The organism is uncultured Mucilaginibacter sp. (genome assembly GCF_903913935.1).
Lineage (GTDB): Bacteria > Bacteroidota > Bacteroidia > Sphingobacteriales > Sphingobacteriaceae > Mucilaginibacter.
In genome coordinates this window covers 1-18,660 of the sequence record NZ_CAIWNH010000265.1, presented here as the reverse complement: position 1 = coordinate 18,660, position 18,660 = coordinate 1, and the positions used below count along the sequence as shown (strand labels likewise).

Here is an 18,660-nt window from a genome sequence, read left to right as displayed (position 1 = left end):
GTTAGGATGTGGAGAACGCTCTGCGTTCCCCACATCCTAACACGACAAACAAGCAACAAATAGTCTTAACTTTATAAAAAAAAGTGACAACCTTTTCCAGTACGACTCACCTGATTTATAAAAACAACCGGAAATAGACTGTAATAGAAAGAATTACATAAAAGTACGCACAGGGGATAGCGACCAAAATGACCCCGGACATATTTATTAAATTATTTTTTAACAACAATCCCCTGCCTGCACCAGCAAACAAGGGATGTCAATATTTAGAGAATGAAAAAAAGCCCTAATAAGATTAGTTTCTCCTGTTAAAAAGGAATGATGCGTAATATAATAACGTAGCCAAGGCACTAAGGGCGGCAACAACGTAAGTCATGGCAGCCCACCAAAGGGCGTCTTTAGCCTGTGTATGTTCCTGGTTGGTTTGCATTACACTATAATTGTTGTTTAGCCAGGCAATAGCCCGGTTGCTGGCATCAAACTCTACCGGCAGGGTAATAAAACTGAATGTAGTCACCAATGCAAGCGCTGCTACCCCGATCGCCAGCACAAAAGGGTTGTGCATAAAAAACAACAGCATCACCCCAATAAATAATGTCCATTGGGTTAGGGTTGAGGCCACATTAATAACAGGCACCATTGCGGTGCGCATGCTTAACCAGCTGTATGCCTTTGCATGCTGCACTGCATGGCCGCATTCGTGCGCGGCAACAGCTGCAGATGCTACGCTCCTGCTGTAAAATACGTCAGGGCTAAGGTTTACCGTTTTATCTTCGGGGTTATAATGGTCGGTCAGCTGCCCTTCAACCGAAATTACCTTTACGTCATAAATACCGTTATCGCGCAGCATACGTTCCGCCACGTCCTGACCCGAAAGCCCGGATAACAAAGGCATTTGCGCGTATTCATTAAATTTACTTTTAAACCGCCCTTGCACTATAAAACTCACTATCGCGATGACGATCATTAATAACCATGCTAATCCCATATCTATCTTTAATAATCTGAATAAACTGTTTTTATTATTTTTACTTTAATTTCTAAAGCCAGGAAACATAAGCTGAAATAATATTTCAATACTTTTGACACCTGACTTTCAACTATATTACAAGGTAAATCAAAAAGTATTCCGTAAAACATCGTATCAATTGGAAACTAACACATTTTCGTACTGGGAACGCACCGCGTTTATTGATAATGCCGACATCATCGTCATCGGCAGTGGGATTGTTGGGCTAAGTGCGGCACTGCATTTAAAAAAACAGCAACCCGCACTAAATGTGCTGGTAATTGAGCGCGGCTTTTTACCCACCGGCGCAAGCACCAAAAATGCCGGTTTTGCCTGCTTTGGCTCTGTATCTGAGCAACTTGTGCTGCTCGAAAAATCTACCGAAGAGGAAGTTGCCCGACTGGTGGGCTATAAATGGCGCGGGCTGCAGCGCCTGCGGGAAAACCTTGGGGATGCAGCCATTGATTACCAGCAGCATGGAGGCTATGAGATATTTATGGATGGCGACAAAGAAAAGGGAGATTATTGCCTCGGTCAGTTGGACAGACTGAATAAAATATTTAAAGATGCCATTGGGCACAGCGACATTTATGCAGCTGCGAATGACAAAATAACAGATTTTGGTTTTAAAGGAGTTAGCCGGATGATCTATACTCCTTACGAGGGGCAAATCCATACCGGCAAAATGATGCGGTCTTTATTAAAAAAAGTTTATGACCAGGGAGTGATTGTTCTAAACAATTGCGAGATCAGGGAAATTAAAAATGAGGGGAATTCCGTCTACCTGAAAACGTCACAGGGCTATTTTAAAGCCGGGAAAGTGATATTGGCCACCAATGCGTTTGCCAACCAGCTGTTTCCCAAATTGAAAGTTATTCCCGGCAGGGGGCAGGTTTTGATTACCAGGCCAATTGAAGGCTTAAAACTGAAAGGTACCTACCATTTTGATGAAGGCTACTATTATTTCAGGAATATTGACGGCCGTGTTTTATTTGGGGGCGGGCGTAATCTGGATTATAAAACCGAAGAAACCTGGGATTTTGGACATACCGAAACAGTGAAAAACAAACTGGTAAATTATCTTAAAGAGGTAATATTGCCCGGGCAGCATTTTGAAGTTGATTACTGGTGGAGTGGTATTATGGGTTTTGGTGAAGACATCAGCCCGATAGTGAAACAGGTTGAACCTAATATTTTTTGCGCAGTTAGATGTAACGGAATGGGCGTGGCGATGGGCAGTTTGGTGGGGGAGGAAGTGGCGGAGTTGGCGCTTTGATGTCGGATTTCGGGATTTCGAACTGCCTGCCGGCAGGCAGATTTCGGATGTTTTGTTGATGAATTTTGGAAAAATGACATTCATTGCCAATTTAAAATCGTAGTTTCGGGTATGTTGAATGAAAATGAAAAATTAAATATCGATGATATTATAGCGTCACTGCAAAGTTTAGACAATAATGAGCGGGCGAGGCTTCAAAGCGCGTTGTTCCATCTTCAGAACGACCTTGATCTTAAAGAGGCGATCAACGAAGGCCTGGATGACATCAAAAATGGCCGCGTAAGTTCTCATGAGGCTGTTATGAAGGAAATCAAAGAGAGTTATAGTTAATAGAATTTCGGATGTCGGAATTCCGGCGTCTGATTTGTTTAATAAAGTAAGGCGGGAGGAAGGACTTTATTCTTTGATAGCAATAACCGTTACCATTCTGTTTACAGTCCCATCGAAAATAATTTCCAGACCGGATTTCGTAAGGCAATTTCTAACAAATGCGGGTTTCAGGCGAATTTTTTCATACGAGCTTAGGCTTTGCTTCCAGCCTGTTAGTATTTTTTCGTATAGCAGGTCTATTAAGCCCACCTTTTCAGGAAAATATTCCAGGAAACAAGTTAATATTCTAATCTCGTCGTTTTTAACGGGAATGAAGTGCTCGTTATCCAATAATTCAGTGGTATAATCCCTAAAAGAAAGAAGCAATTTGACGCCGGCGGATAGGGTATCGCAACAATAGTAAAGTAATTGTTCAACTTCGGTGGCGCTGTCTAAATGGGTAAGGTATCGCCCCAGCAAATGATAAGTTCCGGCCGGGGATCGGCATATTTCTTTATAGAACGGATATCGTCCTCAATTACCTCAATATCAATATTTTTACTGTTTTGTTTAAGCTCGGTTAACAGCTGCTGGTTAAAATCAATCGCTTTAACTTGAAAACCAAGCTTTGCAAGCGAGACACTTTAGATGCCATGCCCTGCACCCAGGTCGATGGCGTTCATGGTTGAAAGGGGTAAAATATTTTGCTCATGCAAAAATTGCTGGAGCTCTTTTTGTTTCACTTCAAAATCGCCGGCCATCCACGAGTAGAAGTCGCCCAGATGATGGTTGCAATGCTCTTTCGCCATCATTTTTTTAAAGTCAAAGTCAACAAAAATAAAACTACTTCTGCCGGACAATTTCACAAACTATCACCACGCTGCCGGCTTGTTATCCCCCATCCGCGCTGTTTAAAACAATTCCACCAGCCGTTCCAAAGCCATGCCCCTTGATCCCTTTATTAAAATGGTTGAGTTTTTTATTGGGTTAGCTTTCAGGGCGGTAATTGCATCTTCCGCAGTATCGAAAAATACATTTTTGTCCATGGTCCATGGTCCATGGTCTATGGACTTTGCCGCGTGAGCAAATTCTTTCCCAATAAAAATACGCTGATCAACAGGTGTTTCCAACGCTTTTTGTATGATGGCGGTGTGTTCAGCTGCGGCTTCATCGCCTAATTCAAACATATCGCCCAATATCAACACTTTCCGGTCAGCCTTAATTTTGCCGATGTTTTCAATAGCCACCTGCATACTGCTGGGGTTGGCGTTATAATAATCGCAAATCAGGGTATTGGTGGCCGTCTGGGTAATTTGCGAGCGGTTGTTTTTAGGCTGATAGCCCTCCACGCCTTTATTTATCTCCTCATCTGACAAGTTAAAAAAAACGCCGATACAGATAGCTGCCAGGATATTGGCCAGGTTATACGCGCCGGTTAATTGGGTTTTTACTTTGTTCCCGTCGGTTCCGATTTTTCTGTTCCATTTTAACGAAAGGAACGGCCCGTTTTCGGTAAGCTTGCCATAAATATAATTAATGTCCGACCGGGTGCCGTAGTTGTATACATTTTCAATATCCCTATGCAGCTGCATTTGGATCAGTTCAAAGCTGTCTGTGTTGATAAAAACCGTTCCGCCACTATTTTTCAAATAGTCATACAACTCACCCTTGCCTTTTTTTACCCCTTCAAAGCCGCCAAAACCTTCCAGATGAGCCTTGCCAACATTGGTGATGAGGCCGTGACTGGGCTGCGCTATGCTGCAAAGCAATTCAATCTCTTTTTGATGATTTGCGCCCATTTCAATCACCGCTATTTCGTGTGTGGCATCAATGGTTAATATAGAAAGCGGCACACCGATATGGTTATTGAGGTTGCCCTGCGTTGCCTGCGTTTTAAAATGCTGCGATAACACCGAATTGATCAGTTCCTTGGTGGTGGTTTTGCCGTTAGTGCCCGTTAGCCCGATGACGGGGATCGTTAGCTGCCGGCGGTGATGTCTTGCCAGGTCCTGAAGCGCGGTTAAGACGTCATCAACCAGCAGGTATTTTTCAGTCAATTGATAGGCCGGGTTATCAATTACAACGTAGGCCGCCCCGGCTTCAATAGCTTTTTCTGCAAAAGTATGGGCATCAAACTTTTCGCCTTTCAGGGCAAAAAATAAGCTGCCGGGTAATATTTTCCGGGTATCGGTACTGATCAGCGGGTGCTGAAGGAAAAGCTTGTAAATCTCTTTTGTAGAGGTCATCATCAATAAATATTCCAGTTCTTAATTTTTTTCTTGTAGAGACGCAAAATATTGCGTCTCTACAGGCCTATATCATCCCCACCTTTCTCATCCAGGCAATTACGGCCCGTATTTCACCATAACTGTATTCTTCTCCTAAAACTTCTTTTAGCGGAGATAGTTTTTCGGCGCCGTAACTTTCAACGGCATCCTGTATTTTTTTCTTTTTTTCTTCTGTTACCAGGGTCGATAATTCCAAAGCGCCGGTGTAAATATAAAAACTTAAATGGCCTTCAATAGTAGATGTGGCCAATCCGCGTTCGGCGGCGATCTCCGGGATGGTTTTGCCAGCTTTATGCAAAGTAAAAGTATGGAAAGCGGTATCAGCCGGTTTGCTGCTTCTTTCGGACCGTTCGGTTTTTATTTTCCGCTCCCGCTTGGTTGTTTTTTGTTTTATTTTGGAGGTCAGACCTTTCTGTGCGCAAAAGTCTTTTACGGGCAATAAAAATTCGCGGCCGTACCGGGCCAGTTTTATCTCACCAAAGCCTGAGATCAGGCGCAGCTCATCCAGGCTTTGCGGCAGATAAGTGGCAATCTCCACCAAAGTAGCATCTGACAGAATGATATAAGCCGGCACATTTTCATGCAGTGCAATATCTCTGCGGATATTTTTTAGTTCGGTTAACAGTTCTGCCTCAAATGGGAATGCAGCCTCGGCATGCTGGTGTTCTTCAATAGTTTGCGATTCAATCAGCATCACCTTTTCCAGTCCTTTAAGCACCGCATCACTTTTTGGCGTGAGTTTTAACACCGGGTAGGCATCATCCGAAACATACAAATAGCCCATGCCAGTGAGCTCGCGGATATAGCGCAGCCAATCGGTTTTGCTGATGTCGGCACCGATGCCATAGGTTTTTAGTGCTTTATGTTCTTCCCTTATTTTTTCATTTTTTGAGCCGCGCAAAAAGTCGATCACATAGGTGTAGCCAAAACGCTCCTTTAACCTGGCCACTGCCGACAATGCTTTTTGGGCGATGAGCGTGCCGTCGAATTTTTTAAACTCGGTTAAACAGTAATCACAGGAGCCGCAGTTTGGCGGAGAATCCTCATCGAAATATTTTAATAAAAACTGCCTGCGGCAAGCCTGCAGCTGGCAATAACGTACCATATCGTTCAGCTTGTTCAGCATCACCTGGCTTTGCTCGGGGTTATCGGCGATCATGGCAAACTGTTTCAGCTTAATGGCATCGCCTGGCGAATACAGCAGCAGCGCTTCCGAGGGAAGCCCGTCGCGCCCTGCACGGCCGGTTTCCTGGTAATAGCCCTCAATGTTTTTGGGCATATCGATATGCACCACATAGCGTACGTTTGATTTATTGATACCCATACCGAAGGCGATGGTGGCAACAATGATCTTGATGTCGTCGCGCAAAAATGCCTCCTGGGTTTTAGCTTTCAATGCATTGTCCAGGCCGGCATGGTAAGCCGCGGCTGCAAAACCTTCGGCCTTCAAATCAGCGGCTAAAGATTCTGTCGATTTACGCGACAGGCAATAAATGATCCCCGACTCGTCTTTTCGCTCGTCTAAAAAAGCGAGCAACTGGTTAAGGCTTTTTCGTTTGGGCACCACCCTATAGGTAATATTTTCGCGGTTAAAGGAGGAAATAAATACAGCGGGGTCCTTTAGGTTTAATTTTTCGAGGATATCCTTTTTGGTGAGTTTATCCGCCGTTGCAGTTAGCGCTATAACCGGAATGTTAGGAAACTCCAGCTTTAAACCAGCCAGCGCCAGGTATTCAGGCCGGAAATCGTGCCCCCAGTGCGAAATGCAATGTGCCTCGTCAATCGCGATGAGCGAAACCGGCAGCGTTTTTAAAAAGCCGATCATGTTACTCCCATTGCCGAACAAGCGTTCTGGCGCAAGGTAAAGCAGTTTGATTTGGTTGTTACGGAGTTTGGTAGTGAGTTGTACCTGCTCCTCTGGATTTTGGCTCGAATTGAAGAATGCTGCCGGTATTCCGTTTACATTCAGGCTATCCACCTGGTCCTTCATCAGGGCAATAAGCGGCGAAATTACGATGGTGAGCCCATCCAGCATAACGGCCGGCAACTGGTAGCATAATGACTTGCCGCCGCCGGTAGGCATCAGCGCCAGTACATCTTTTTTGTTTAAAACATGATCGATAATGGCGCCCTGTTCGTGCCGGAAGGCACTGTAGCCGAAATATTTTTGAAGCGCGTGTACAGGTTCCATAGTTTAGATGTGATGATATGCAAAGGTGCTGAAAATTTTTGTCGGAACTAAGATTTTTAGGATTTTAGGAGGAGAGGTTTGATGCATTTAAAAATAAGAGTTCATAACCTTTCCAATTCCGCCGGGTAAAAGGCAGAAAAAGCAGCCGTTAACGAAGGGTCTTTATGCCTAACACCCAAATCATTCTAAAAATCTCTTTCATCCCGGTTAAGACAAATTATTTTTTTAAATTAGCCTTCCTATACTGACCCCATGAACAGAAAGCTGACCTGCCTTTTTTTTACTTTTTTTATTGCTGTTTCATCAGCCCTTTCCCAGGAGATTCGTTCGCCCGAGCGATTTTTAGGATATAAATTGGGCGAGCAATACACACCGCATTACCGCATTATTGAATATTTCAAATACATAGCGCAGGTATCAAAAAACGTAAAGCTGGTGCAATATGGCAGTACCAATGAGGGCAGGCCGCTGATGGCGATGTTTGTTGCCTCGGACGAAAACATTGGAAGGCTGGAAGAGATCAGGAAGAACAACCTCCATTTGGCTGGTTTAACGGAAGTTGAGGCAACGTGTGGTAGTTTTGGAAAAATTGGAAATTTAAATACCAGCACCATTATTGAAAAAACGGTTAGTGCCAGCGCAAGCGCAGATGAAATTGCTGCTGCCACCATCAAAACTCCAGTTATCTGCTGGTTAAGTTATAATGTACATGGCAACGAACCTGCTTCGAGCGAAACGTCTATGCAGGTATTATTTGACCTGGTTGATCCGGCAAATACGCAAACAAAAGCCTGGTTAAAAAACACGCTAGTTGTCATCGACCCCTGCTTAAACCCGGACGGCCGCGACAGGTATGTTCATTTTTACAATTCAGTGCGCGATGGGTTGCCCAATGCCAGCCCTTCGGCCCGTGAGCATTCAGAACCATGGCCACAGGGAAGGATAAACCATTACTACTTCGACCTGAACCGTGACTGGGCATGGCAAACTCAAAAGGAATCGCAGGCCAGGGTAGCGCTGTTTAACCAATGGCTGCCGCAGATCCATGTAGACTATCACGAACAGGGCTATAATGCACCTTATTATTTCGCGCCGGCTGCCGAACCGTTTCACAAAGTGATTACCCAATGGCAGCGGGATTTTCAAACCGTTATCGGTAAAAATAATGCTAAATATTTTGACCAGAATGGCTGGCTTTATTTTACGCGGCAAGAGTTCGACCTGTTGTACCCCTCATATGGTGATACCTATCCTATCTATAGCGGCTCCATCGGTATGACCTATGAACAGGGGGGGATCGGCGCAGGCCTTGCGATAGTTACCAGTTCAGGCGATACCTTAACCCTTGCTGACAGGATCGCCCACCACCATTCAACCAGTATCAGTACGATTGAAACCGCATCTGCAAACGCCCAGAAACTGGTGGAAGAATTTAAAAAGTTTTATGATAAAAGCCGCATTAATCCGCCGGGGGAATACAAAACATATGTGATACAAAACGACAACAGCGACAAGATCAGCGCGCTCACCACCCTGCTTGCCAGGAATAAAATTGAATATGGTTTTGGCCTTAAAGGGACTGTGAGCGGGTACGATTATGTGACCGGTAAAACGGAAAGCTACAACCCGGGCCCGAATGACCTGGTGATCAATGCGTATCAATCAAAATCTGTTTTGCTGAATGTATTGTTTGAACCCCGGACATTTGTAGCGGATTCAAATACTTATGATATCACCGCGTGGTCGCTGCCGTATGCTTACGGTTTAACGGCCTATGGCGTAAAAGAATCATTAAAACCGGTCTCATCAACCACGTACTCAACTAAAGAGGTAGCGATTGCTAACCCAAGGGCCTATGCGTATGTTTCCGCCTGGCAATCAGTGGCAGATGTTAAATTTCTGGCGGCGCTGCTAAAAAAAGGAGTTAAGGTACGCTATTCAGAAAAGCCATTTGAAGCCGGTGGTAAAAAGTTTGCAGCAGGGTCGCTGCTCATCACAAGAGCGGGTAATGACCGGGCAGATTTTGATGGTGATGTAACGAAATTGGCTGGCAGTCTTAACCATGAACTCGTTCCTTTAATGTCAGGTTTTGTGGATAAGGGCCATGATTTTGGTTCGGGTGAGGTGCATTACATCCGCCCACCACATGTGATACTGATCGCGGGTGAAGGCGTGTCTGCCGAGGCGATGGGCGAAGTATGGCATTTATTTGAGCAGCAGATAGGATACCCGATCACGCTTGTTAAGTATCAGGATCTTAAACGAGCGCGGTTACAGGATTTTGATGTGGCCATTTTTGCTGACGGCGAATATGAAGATTTTCCATCAGAAAGGTTGCAGGGCTGGATACGCGATGGCGGCAAACTGATTGTGATGCAAAATGCAGTGGCTGAACTTGCTGACAAAAAAGGTTTCGACCTGAAAAGGAAAGACGACAAAAAAGACGAGAAGAAAGATGATAAAACAGAGGATAAAGCTAAAGTTCCTAATTTAGGCTTGTACGCTAACCGCGACCTGGATGCTATTCGCGCAACGGTACCGGGAGCGATCTATAAGATCAATCTCGATAACACCCACCCGCTGGGCTTCGGCTTGCAATCCTACTATTATTCACTTAAACTGAGCGATGATATTTATGATTACCTGGGTGAAAACGACTGGAATGTGGGCACTGTTAAAAAAGACGGGTACATTTCCGGATTTGTGGGGCAAAAGAGCAAGGATAAAATTAAGGACGGGATGCTGATTGGTGTGCAGCCAATGGGCCGTGGCAATGTGATCTATATGGTTGATGACCCTATCTTCCGCAGCTTTTGGGAGAATGGGAAATTGCTTTTCAGCAATGCGGTATTTATGGTGGGGCAGTAAACCGGTGGGCAGTTAGCTGGTTTAAGCGTAATGGTTACCTGTTTAATTCAGGATGTAAACAGAATCTTTTTTTAAACTTGATGCACAACAACCAGCTTTGAATTACCGCAAACAACTTTTTTACCTTATAACGGTTTCAACTTTAATTAAGATATTCAGTGCCTGCACCCAGGAGTTGAGTAATGTGGAGGCCTATTACCGCGCACTGGCAACCCAAATGCAATGGAACTATTTTGACCACCCGCCCATAGTTGCCTGGCTGATCCGCTTAACAACCCTAAATTTATCGCTCCATAGCGAAATTTTTGTACGGCTCGGGGCGATCGTGTCTTCCGCCATTTGTATATGGCTGATGTTTAAGATCGGTACTGCGCTTTACAATGCCAGGGCAGGCTGGTTTGCCGCACTGCTGTATGCCACTTCTATTTATGCGGGTATGAGCATAGCGGCCTTTATTTTGCCCGACAGCCCGCAAATGGTATTCTGGCTGGCTTCCGTTTACACGCTCATCAAAATTGTCCGCCTTGCCCCCGGTAAACCGCAGTATGGCTATCAATGGCTGCTATTTGGCCTTTTTGCAGGTTTATCCATTATGTGTAAGGTGCATGGTGTGCTCTTATGGCTGGGAGCGGTGATGTATTTGTTGTTTTACAACCGCACCGCATTTAAAAATAAATATGTTTTTATGGCGATGGGAATTACGGTCATCATCATATCGCCAATCCTCCTCTGGAATATTCAGCACGATTTTATAAGTTACCGGTTTCACAGCAGCCGGGTAACTATCGCCGGTTCACCGGTTAATAGCGCCCGGTTCCTTAAACAATTCATATCGATTGTGTTTTCAACAGGGCCAATACATTTTGTACTCCTTTGTATCGGTATATATGCAGCCGTCAGGGGCAAATTGCTGGCAGGGAAAAATGAATTAAAGATGCTGTTGCTATGTAGCCTGCCATTGATCATTATCGTGCTGCTAATCAGTTTGTTTAATGAAGTATTGCCGCACTGGCCCGGACCCGCACTAAGTACCTTGTTGCTGTTGCCTGCGGTTCAGCTGGCGGTTAAGCCGGAACACGGCAAAAGGCGGACACCCCGGGTTTTAAAGTTTAGCATAGCTTATTTTGTACTGGTGGTATTGCTGGGGGCTTTAAGCATTAATTATTTCCCCGGTACGCTATCGGCAGAAAAACAGGGCATGAAAATGGGGGCTGACGATGCTACATTAGATATGTATGGCTGGAGGCAGGCCGGAATGAAATTTGATTCTCTTCACCGTATGGATCTCGCAATGAGAGTGATGCCCGCGCAGGCACCAGTTATTATCGCCGACTGGATCACCGCCGCGCATATTGATTACTATATCGGCGAACCGGCAGGTGTTGAAACCTGGGGTTTGGGTGATGCTTTCAGCCTTCACCAGTACTACTGGATGAATGATTATAAAAGGCCATTATTGAAGGGCGAAAGCGCCTACCTGGTCATCCCTTCTAATTTGTTTTCATTCAAAAATTTCAATAAGGTAACGGGTGAATTTCGCAACTATAATTTCGCGCTCATCTTTCCTGAATACCGGGGCGGGATGATTTGCAAGGAATACTACGTTATTAGGTTAAATGGGTACAAAGGGCAGCAAACCGCCGGCGATAAGTAAGTTAATAGCGTTGTGCCGGTATCAAATTGAGCCGCCTTCAACAATAATTGATTCGGTTTTTAGTTCCAGAAACGCCGTGCTTCCGGCAAGGCAGGCGAGCATGCGGGAGAAGGCCAGTTTCGCCAATTTAAAACCGCTGGTTTCAATATAAGTGATCTGTGGGACGTAGAATGTTGGGATCTGCCCTTCACTGATCGCTAAAATGCCGATGTCAGCGGGTGGCCGTAAGCCGAATGTTTGAACCGCCCGCATTACCCCAATCAGTATTTCATCGCTCATACAAAATATAACATCAGGTTGTTGCGGTTGCGCTAACTGTTCCATAGTATATTGGTATGCAGTTGCCGATGTGTCTGCGTGGTAAATACTAAGACAGGCGCCAGCGTTGTGACGGGTGAATGTGTCCTTAAAAGCATTTAGCCTTTTTTGAGTTATGGAAAGCTGTTCGTTTCCAAAAATAGCGAGGATATTTTTTTTCTTTTTGAGGATCAAAGTTTCGGCTGACAGGAGCGCTGCTGATATGTCATCCACACAAACTTTATTACAGGCGTCCGGGGCAGGCACTTTGTCGAAAAAAATTACCGGGATGTGGCTGTCCTCGAGTTTTAAAAAATGACTGATGTCCGTTGTTTTTTGAGTGATGGATACAAATATGCCGGCTACCCGGTTTTGTTTGCAGCGTTTTATACATTCGAGCTCGGTTTGCGGGTCGTCGCCTGATTGCAGGATGAATAGCGAATAACTGTTGAGCCGCGCCTCTTTTTCCAGCGAACTGATAAAAGACTGGTAAAAGTCATTGGCGATAGAGGGAATGATCACCGCAAATTCCCTGCTGAAATTATTGCGCAGGTTAACCGCATAGGAATTTGGCTCATAATCAAGTATGGTGGCCAGTTCTTTAACACGGTTTTTGGTTTCGGCAGATATATCATCATGGTCCTTAAGCGCCCTTGAAACCGTGGAGATGCTCAGGTTGAGCAGATCGGCAAGCTTTTTCAAAGTAACTTCAGACATCGTGTAAAATAATTGGTGAATAAAAGTAGCTATTTTTTTGAAATAACACTTGTCAGCGGTCCGCTTTTAATCATGCTGATTAGTATTTCCGTGTTGCTCATGAGGCTTGTTTAATCGATATGTGGCTCAAAATAAGCGGCTTCTCCCGGCTATTTTTCAACCGCAAACATTACCGCAAACGTTTGCGGTTGGATTTTGGTGTGTTTCTGCTTCCCGGGCGATAAAACAGTCGATTTTAAAACATAGATTTATGTCAGCATACCAATTGAACCAGGCCGGTTATACCGGCATATTAAAAATTTTTATTGTGCTTTTGGAAGGTTTGTTAATAGTGATAATTGCAAAAATATGATAGTGATATTTTTTTTCGCGGCTGCGGTATTGATGGCCTGTACGGCGGTTTTATTTGTTCGGTTAAGGCGTGCAGCTGCTTTGGCTGCGGATGCGCTGCAAAAAAATGACCTGCTGGAACAGCAAAACACCAGCCTGGCTGAAAAAGCGCGGATTACTGAGGAATATATCGGCAGCCTGGTAAATGTAATATCCGGGTACCTGCTTAAAATAGAAAAGATCAAACGAAGTGTGGAGCGCAAGGTGATGGTAAAAAAATATGATGAAATAGGTTTATCCTTCAACGAGATCAACATCCGCAAGGAGCGCGAAGTATTTTTTAACGATTTCGATGTTGCCTTTTTAAAGATCTTCCCCACATTCCTATCAGAATTTAACGCAATGCTCCATCCTGAGGACCAGATCTGGCCAAAAGAAAACCAGCCCCTGCCTACCGACCTCCGAATTTTTGCGCTGGTACGCCTTGGTATTGCCGATTGCGAAACCATTGCGGGGATCCTGGAATACAGTGAACGCACCATTTACGTGTATAAAATGAGGATCAAAGCCAAATCGAAAGTGCCTGCTAACCAGTTTGACCACAATATCCTCGCCATCAACACCGCCTGTTTTGACAGGCCGGTTTATAGCCGGTCAGCATAAAATAACCACATGTGCAAACCTTGAAACAGGTCAGGCGCTACATATAACATTGCAAGCCTTTTTGGTTTTTAGTCCCGCCTTCACCTATTTACTTTGTGGTTGGATATTTGCGCTACTTAGTTTATCTTGATCCGTGAATTTAACACCGTAATATGTACGAACGGTTCTTCCAAAAGCTAAACGAAAGTGTTGACCTTACCAGCGCCGAAAAGGAGATCATCACTCATCACCTGCAACCCAAAAGACTTCGTAAAAAACAATATTTGCTACAGGCCGGGGATGTTTGCAAAGCCATTGCCTTTGTTGAAAAAGGTGCGCTGCGTGAATATTCGGTGGATGAAAACGGGAATGAGCATGTTCTGCAGTTTGCTTTGGAAGGGTGGCTTATTTCTGACCTGTACAGTTTTATAACCGGCGAACCGGCAACCTATAATATTGACGCGTTGGACGATTGCGAACTGGTGCTGTTGACCAAATCGGCTCAGGACGAGATTTTGAAAAAAGTGCCCAAATTTGAAACTTATACTTCGATGCAAATTACCGGCGCATACCTTGCGATGCAAAAAAGGGTAAATGCAATGATTAGTTTAAGCCCGGAACAGCGGTACCAGAATTTTATTAACCTATATCCCAATATCGCGCGGCGGGTACCGCAGCACATGGTCGCTTCGTACCTTGGCCTTAGCCCTGAAACATTAAGCCGCATCCGCAAAAGGATAGCAACAGCCCGGTAAGTTTGTTTGATCAGCCCGAACGATTGATTTAAATCAATGCTTTTTCTTGCCTGCGCTCAATGGAATCGGCCCGTGTTTAGCGTATTTTTGTATGTTAAAATATAGGCCAGCAAACAAAACGAACAAGTTTTCGGGTTTGCTAAAGCATATTAAAATAGAGGAAAATAAAAATGACTGATATAAATACCCTTAGGGGATTAAAGAATTTCACAAACACACTCGAAAAAAAAGCCTACCGTATGCCGGTGTTGTTTGTCGGGCACGGCTCGCCTATGAACGGGATTGAAGATAATGAGTTTAGCAGGCGGTGGACAGCAATGGCAAAGGAGATCCCGGTACCCAAAGCGGTGCTGATGGTTTCGGCGCATTGGTTTACCAAAGGCACCAAAGTTACCGCGATGGATTTCCCGCGGACTATTCACGATTTCGGGGGCTTCCCCAAGGAGTTGTTTGACGTGCAATACCCGGCACCCGGCGACCCGGCTTTAGCGCAGGAGACTGCCGCGATGATCCATTCAACTGAAGTAGAATTATCGCACGACTGGGGCCTTGACCACGGAACCTGGACCATTGTTAGGCATATGTATCCTTTGGAGAACATCCCGGTTTTGCAATTGAGCATCGACTATACCAAAGATGCGGCTTACCATTACGAGCTGGCTAAAGAAATTGAGCAGCTGCGTGATAAAGGTGTACTGATTATAGGCAGCGGCAACATTGTGCATAATTTGCGGATGGTGGCCTGGGACAGGTTGTACGAACCCAACTATGGCTACGATTGGGCGAAACAGATCAACGGCACTTTTAAAGACCTGATCGTTAGCGGGGACCATGATAGTTTGATCCATTACGAACGCCTGGGACAGGAAGCCATGATGGCCATTCCTACCCCTGAACATTATTTGCCTTTGATCTATACGCTGGGTTTGAAAGGTAAAAATGACGCGGTTTCTTTTTTTAATGACCAGGCCGTTGGCGGATCATTAACGATGACTTCGGTTAAATTCGACCCGATAAATTGATATAGATTTTATTTATAAAGTAAGGATGATATTATCGACAAATCAACCAAATCCCACTGCATTGCAGGAGGATTTCGTTTTAAAATACCTGGTTAATGAACTGCAGCCAGCCGCCGGCAAAAAAAAGGCCCTTATTTTAATGCACGGCGTAGGCGGCAACGAACAAAATATGTTTAACCTTTCCGGTTATTTTCCTGACGATTTGCTACTTGTCTCTGCGCGGGGGCCAAATACCCTTGGCAGTGGCAGGTATGCCTGGTTTGAAGTTGATTTTTCGACAGGTAACCCCGTGATCAAGGAGCAGCAGGAAGCGGAGAGCAGGGACCTTATACGGCAATTTATCCGGCAGGTAAAGCAAAAATATACATTGGAAGATGTGTACCTGGGTGGCTTTAGCCAGGGCGCTATCATGAGTTGCAGTGTGGGACTTACTGCGCCCGAAACAGTAAAAGGCATCATAGCCATGAGTGGAAGGATCCTTCAACAAATAAGGCCATCGGTGCAACCAAACCCGGTACTGGCCGGTTTAAATATTTTTGTTGCCCACGGTTTGCATGACTCCGTGCTACCCATTGCTTACGGGCGGGAGGCAAAAACTTATCTGGAATCATTAAATGTAAGGCTTACTTACCACGAATACCCGATAGCGCACCAGATTACTGCCGAAGAAATGGCGGATGTGGCGGCGTGGATGGGATAAAGAAGTGGGTGCTGGATATCGACTGTTTTCAATAACTGGATGGGTTCTAAGAATTAGAAAAAAAAATCGATAACAATGGTTACCTTTCTTGTTTTGGTGCGTACTAAGTAATAAATAAGATCAATTAAAGCACGCGACAGGTATTTATTATAATATTTTGTTCCCTACTTAGTTTTATCTTTTGTCATAACAGGTTATGTTGAAATACCCGGAAATTAAAATGTATAAATGGCTTATCTTTTTAGTGCTGCTCTTTGCTTTTTTTATACAATCATCGTGTAAGAAGGACAAAGCGCCTGCCGTTAACACAATTATCCCGGTAAAACCGCTCTATGCTGATTCCGTACTCTATATCCAAAATGCGAATCAGAACATAGTATACCCGGTCAGCGCTGTACAGGGCTCGTATACCTCTTTCCCTGGTGGGCTTAAAATTGACCAGGTCACGGGCGCTATTGATGTCAATAACAGCGAAACCGGGTTGAAATTTAAAGTCACCTTTACTGACCCGACCTCGGGGAATATTAAAAATGCTTTTATCACCATTTCGGGTATCAACTATAGAGACAAAATTTTTAACCTTGCGGCAGGCGACAGTATTGCCTCCCCCATTTATAATGCCGATGCAGGGGCACCGATCCCACAAATTAATAATGGCAGTACGTTCGATACTAACAGCGGCTGCAAAAACGCGGGAATAGAAGTAAACCCGGCCGACGGAACCATCAATCTGGCAAAATCAGTACGCGACCAGTTAATTGATACCGGTTCGACACAGGAAGTGAAGCTGCAGTACAAAATAAACGACCAAAGCAAAGAAGCATTAAACGGCCTGAATGTGAAGATCTATTTTTACCGAACTGCCAGTGAAATTCCGCAATACCTGCAGGATATTCTTACCGAACGGAAAACGACCATATTGGCCGCACCCATCAACCGATTTGCGTCCCTTGCATCCGCGCCGATGGCTTTTACTTCTGCGCAAAATAAACCCGGCAGGCCAAGGCCGCCCTGTATCATCGTAGTAAGCCGCTAAAATATTTTAATAAAAACAGATACGTATATTTGGGTATATTTATTCCATGCATTTGGTGAAATTATACATCTGTATATTATCTGCCTTTTTTTTATTTCAAAAGCCCCGGGTGTCTGAAAGGAACCGGACAGATTATAAACGGCTGTATTACCGGGCCGAAAAACTCTCCAATTCGGCTACCCCGTCAGCTAATACGGATAAGGAAGCACTTTCAAACTATGTTAAGGTGGTTCGTTTTCTTTCCGCTAAACATATTGACGATCATTTTCTTTTCAGGGCATATATTTCAACGGCTACGTTTTTGCAGGTATTAAACAGGCAAAGGGAATCAGTTATTTATTTGAAAAACGCGATAAGCCTGAAAGAGAATCTGCCCGATATTAGAGATTCGGCTTTTTTTAAGCCCCTGGTTTATTGCGGCAATGCCTATTACCAGCTTGACCAGCCGGACAGCGCTGCTATTTATTACAGCAAGGCTGAGCATATTGCAGACAACTACCCAAAGGTTAGCGAACTGGAACGGCTTTATAACACGCTTGGCGTAATCGCCTACTCATCTGGGAATTACAATCAGAGTGTAACCTATTACCAAAAGGCCATATCGACATTAACCGACCACCCGGTTTATGTTAAAACCTTTTTGGTTGTTTACCAAAATAACCTGGCATCGGCCTTAAAAAAACTAAAACGATACGATGAGGCCCTCAAAATCTACCAGGGCCTGCTCCCGTATGGTATTGAAACGGATGCTTTATTGCACAATATTGGGTCCGCATACCTGGCTAAGGGAAAATACGCCGAATCCATTCAATACCTGAACAAGGTAAAATACAATGATCAAAAAAAGTTCAATGATTTGGGCCGGGCATATTTTGGAGAAAAGGATTATGCACCTGCCGCTGTTTATCTGCAAAAAGCTGCTGACTTAAATACGAAGACCAACCAGGGGCGTAAATTTACTGACTATGGCATCACCTTAAAATATTTTGGCGACTTGTGGTTTGAAAAAGGGCAAACACTTACCGCTTTATCTTATTACCAAAAATCAATCAACAACCTGGTATTTGGTTATCGCGGCAGGGATATTTACGACAACCCGGCAACCTTTACAAGTGTATTTAATACAATGGAACTGCTGGAAACACTAAATGCTAAAGCCATCGCGTTTAAAAAAATGTACACTGAACGTGGCAAGGTGAAGGATTTGGAGGCATCACTGCAAACTTACCTTGCATTTTACAAACTGGCCAATTATGTGGAGCGGGTTTATGATAATGATGAATCGAGGCTGCTGATTACAGATAAAAAATATGCCTCACACCAGCAACCTATTAATATTTGCCTGCAATTGTTCGGGCTTACCAACAACCGGGCTTACTTAGAGCAGGCTTTTCGCCTCGACGAAGAAAACAAGGCTAATGTACTCTCTTTGTATCTGCGGGAAGCAAAAATAAAGGCAGGCAGCGGGATCCCGTTGCAATGGTTGCAGCAGGAAACCGCACTAAAGCGTACTATCACCAAAATAACCCTCGTTGCCGCAGATGAAAAGGATAGCTTAAAACTGGC

Annotated in this window: 16 protein-coding genes; 10 read left to right on the top strand and 6 right to left on the bottom strand. The window is 44.4% G+C overall.

Translation table 11 applies throughout. The features are described from left to right. Positions 1 to 295 precede the first annotated feature (295 nt). Positions 296 to 988, bottom strand: coding sequence for a zinc metallopeptidase (locus tag QZY09_RS10340; protein WP_295672075.1), 693 nt, complete (start codon positions 986 to 988; stop codon positions 296 to 298). A gap of 160 nt (positions 989 to 1,148) precedes the next feature. Here QZY09_RS10340 and QZY09_RS10335 point away from each other — a divergent pair, with 160 nt between their 5' ends. Then, a complete protein-coding gene (locus tag QZY09_RS10335) occupies positions 1,149 to 2,285 on the top strand; it encodes an FAD-binding oxidoreductase (protein WP_295672073.1) in 1,137 nt (378 codons plus the stop codon). 111 nt (positions 2,286 to 2,396) lie between these two features. Continuing rightward, on the top strand, positions 2,397 to 2,615 hold the full coding sequence (locus QZY09_RS10330; protein ID WP_295672071.1) for a hypothetical protein: 219 nt from the start codon (positions 2,397 to 2,399) through the stop codon (positions 2,613 to 2,615). 66 nt (positions 2,616 to 2,681) lie between these two features. Here the strand turns inward: QZY09_RS10330 and QZY09_RS10325 are convergent, their stop codons facing one another. The 4 genes from QZY09_RS10325 to recQ all read right to left on the bottom strand — a co-directional run bounded on the left by QZY09_RS10325 (position 2,682) and on the right by recQ (position 7,073). After that, complete coding sequence (locus QZY09_RS10325; protein WP_295672069.1) at positions 2,682 to 3,074, bottom strand: hypothetical protein; 393 nt, start codon at positions 3,072 to 3,074, stop codon at positions 2,682 to 2,684. Between the two features lie 164 nt (positions 3,075 to 3,238). Then, positions 3,239 to 3,406, bottom strand: coding sequence for a hypothetical protein (locus tag QZY09_RS10320; protein ID WP_295672066.1), 168 nt, complete (start codon positions 3,404 to 3,406; stop codon positions 3,239 to 3,241). Between the two features lie 99 nt (positions 3,407 to 3,505). Continuing rightward, on the bottom strand, positions 3,506 to 4,843 hold the full coding sequence (murF, locus tag QZY09_RS10315) for a UDP-N-acetylmuramoyl-tripeptide--D-alanyl-D-alanine ligase (RefSeq protein ID WP_367119207.1): 1,338 nt from the start codon (positions 4,841 to 4,843) through the stop codon (positions 3,506 to 3,508). Between the two features lie 64 nt (positions 4,844 to 4,907). Beyond that, positions 4,908 to 7,073 carry a DNA helicase RecQ gene (recQ, locus tag QZY09_RS10310; protein ID WP_295672064.1) on the bottom strand — a complete coding sequence of 722 codons (2,166 nt, stop codon included), beginning with the start codon at positions 7,071 to 7,073 and terminating at the stop codon, positions 4,908 to 4,910. 252 nt (positions 7,074 to 7,325) lie between these two features. On the opposite strand from recQ, the gene QZY09_RS10305 reads away from it, so the two are divergent. Together QZY09_RS10305 and QZY09_RS10300 are read left to right on the top strand one after the other, a co-directional pair. Then, positions 7,326 to 9,941 carry a M14 family metallopeptidase gene (locus QZY09_RS10305; RefSeq protein WP_295672062.1) on the top strand — a complete coding sequence of 872 codons (2,616 nt, stop codon included), beginning with the start codon at positions 7,326 to 7,328 and terminating at the stop codon, positions 9,939 to 9,941. A 97-nt stretch (positions 9,942 to 10,038) separates the two neighbouring features. Further along, complete coding sequence (locus QZY09_RS10300; RefSeq protein ID WP_295672060.1) at positions 10,039 to 11,595, top strand: glycosyltransferase family 39 protein; 1,557 nt, start codon at positions 10,039 to 10,041, stop codon at positions 11,593 to 11,595. Positions 11,596 to 11,616: 21 nt separating this feature from the next. On the opposite strand, the gene QZY09_RS10295 is transcribed toward QZY09_RS10300, so the two are convergent. Then, positions 11,617 to 12,609, bottom strand: coding sequence for a LacI family DNA-binding transcriptional regulator (locus QZY09_RS10295; protein ID WP_295672058.1), 993 nt, complete (start codon positions 12,607 to 12,609; stop codon positions 11,617 to 11,619). 348 nt (positions 12,610 to 12,957) lie between these two features. Between QZY09_RS10295 and QZY09_RS10290 the strand changes: the two genes are divergently transcribed. From QZY09_RS10290 to QZY09_RS10265, 6 genes are all read left to right on the top strand, one after another. Next, positions 12,958 to 13,602, top strand: coding sequence for a DUF6377 domain-containing protein (locus QZY09_RS10290; protein ID WP_295672056.1), 645 nt, complete (start codon positions 12,958 to 12,960; stop codon positions 13,600 to 13,602). A 152-nt stretch (positions 13,603 to 13,754) separates the two neighbouring features. Beyond that, on the top strand, positions 13,755 to 14,336 hold the full coding sequence (locus QZY09_RS10285) for a Crp/Fnr family transcriptional regulator (protein WP_295672055.1): 582 nt from the start codon (positions 13,755 to 13,757) through the stop codon (positions 14,334 to 14,336). Between the two features lie 170 nt (positions 14,337 to 14,506). Then, a complete protein-coding gene (gene ygiD, locus QZY09_RS10280; protein WP_295672053.1) occupies positions 14,507 to 15,358 on the top strand; it encodes a 4,5-DOPA dioxygenase extradiol in 852 nt (283 codons plus the stop codon). A gap of 25 nt (positions 15,359 to 15,383) precedes the next feature. Beyond that, a complete protein-coding gene (locus tag QZY09_RS10275; protein ID WP_295672051.1) occupies positions 15,384 to 16,058 on the top strand; it encodes a hypothetical protein in 675 nt (224 codons plus the stop codon). A 220-nt stretch (positions 16,059 to 16,278) separates the two neighbouring features. After that, complete coding sequence (locus QZY09_RS10270; protein WP_295672050.1) at positions 16,279 to 17,094, top strand: hypothetical protein; 816 nt, start codon at positions 16,279 to 16,281, stop codon at positions 17,092 to 17,094. A 109-nt stretch (positions 17,095 to 17,203) separates the two neighbouring features. Further along, the coding region (locus tag QZY09_RS10265; RefSeq protein ID WP_295672048.1) for a tetratricopeptide repeat protein at positions 17,204 to 18,660 on the top strand (1,457 nt) is incomplete at its 3' end.

What these genes read in the sequence shown, in the direction of transcription:
- ygiD (WP_295672053.1), top strand. Translation starts at nt 14,507, where the DNA reads ATGACTGATATAAATACCCTTAGGGGATTAAAGAATTTCACAAACACA.
- QZY09_RS10340 (WP_295672075.1), bottom strand. Translation starts at nt 988, where the DNA reads ATGGGATTAGCATGGTTATTAATGATCGTCATCGCGATAGTGAGTTTT.
- QZY09_RS10320 (WP_295672066.1), bottom strand. Translation starts at nt 3,406, where the DNA reads ATGATGGCGAAAGAGCATTGCAACCATCATCTGGGCGACTTCTACTCG.
- QZY09_RS10295 (WP_295672058.1), bottom strand. Translation starts at nt 12,609, where the DNA reads ATGTCTGAAGTTACTTTGAAAAAGCTTGCCGATCTGCTCAACCTGAGC.
- QZY09_RS10290 (WP_295672056.1), top strand. Translation starts at nt 12,958, where the DNA reads ATGATAGTGATATTTTTTTTCGCGGCTGCGGTATTGATGGCCTGTACG.
- QZY09_RS10270 (WP_295672050.1), top strand. Translation starts at nt 16,279, where the DNA reads ATGTATAAATGGCTTATCTTTTTAGTGCTGCTCTTTGCTTTTTTTATA.
- QZY09_RS10275 (WP_295672051.1), top strand. Translation starts at nt 15,384, where the DNA reads ATGATATTATCGACAAATCAACCAAATCCCACTGCATTGCAGGAGGAT.
- QZY09_RS10330 (WP_295672071.1), top strand. Translation starts at nt 2,397, where the DNA reads ATGTTGAATGAAAATGAAAAATTAAATATCGATGATATTATAGCGTCA.
- recQ (WP_295672064.1), bottom strand. Translation starts at nt 7,073, where the DNA reads ATGGAACCTGTACACGCGCTTCAAAAATATTTCGGCTACAGTGCCTTC.
- QZY09_RS10305 (WP_295672062.1), top strand. Translation starts at nt 7,326, where the DNA reads ATGAACAGAAAGCTGACCTGCCTTTTTTTTACTTTTTTTATTGCTGTT.
- QZY09_RS10285 (WP_295672055.1), top strand. Translation starts at nt 13,755, where the DNA reads ATGTACGAACGGTTCTTCCAAAAGCTAAACGAAAGTGTTGACCTTACC.
- murF (WP_367119207.1), bottom strand. Translation starts at nt 4,843, where the DNA reads ATGATGACCTCTACAAAAGAGATTTACAAGCTTTTCCTTCAGCACCCG.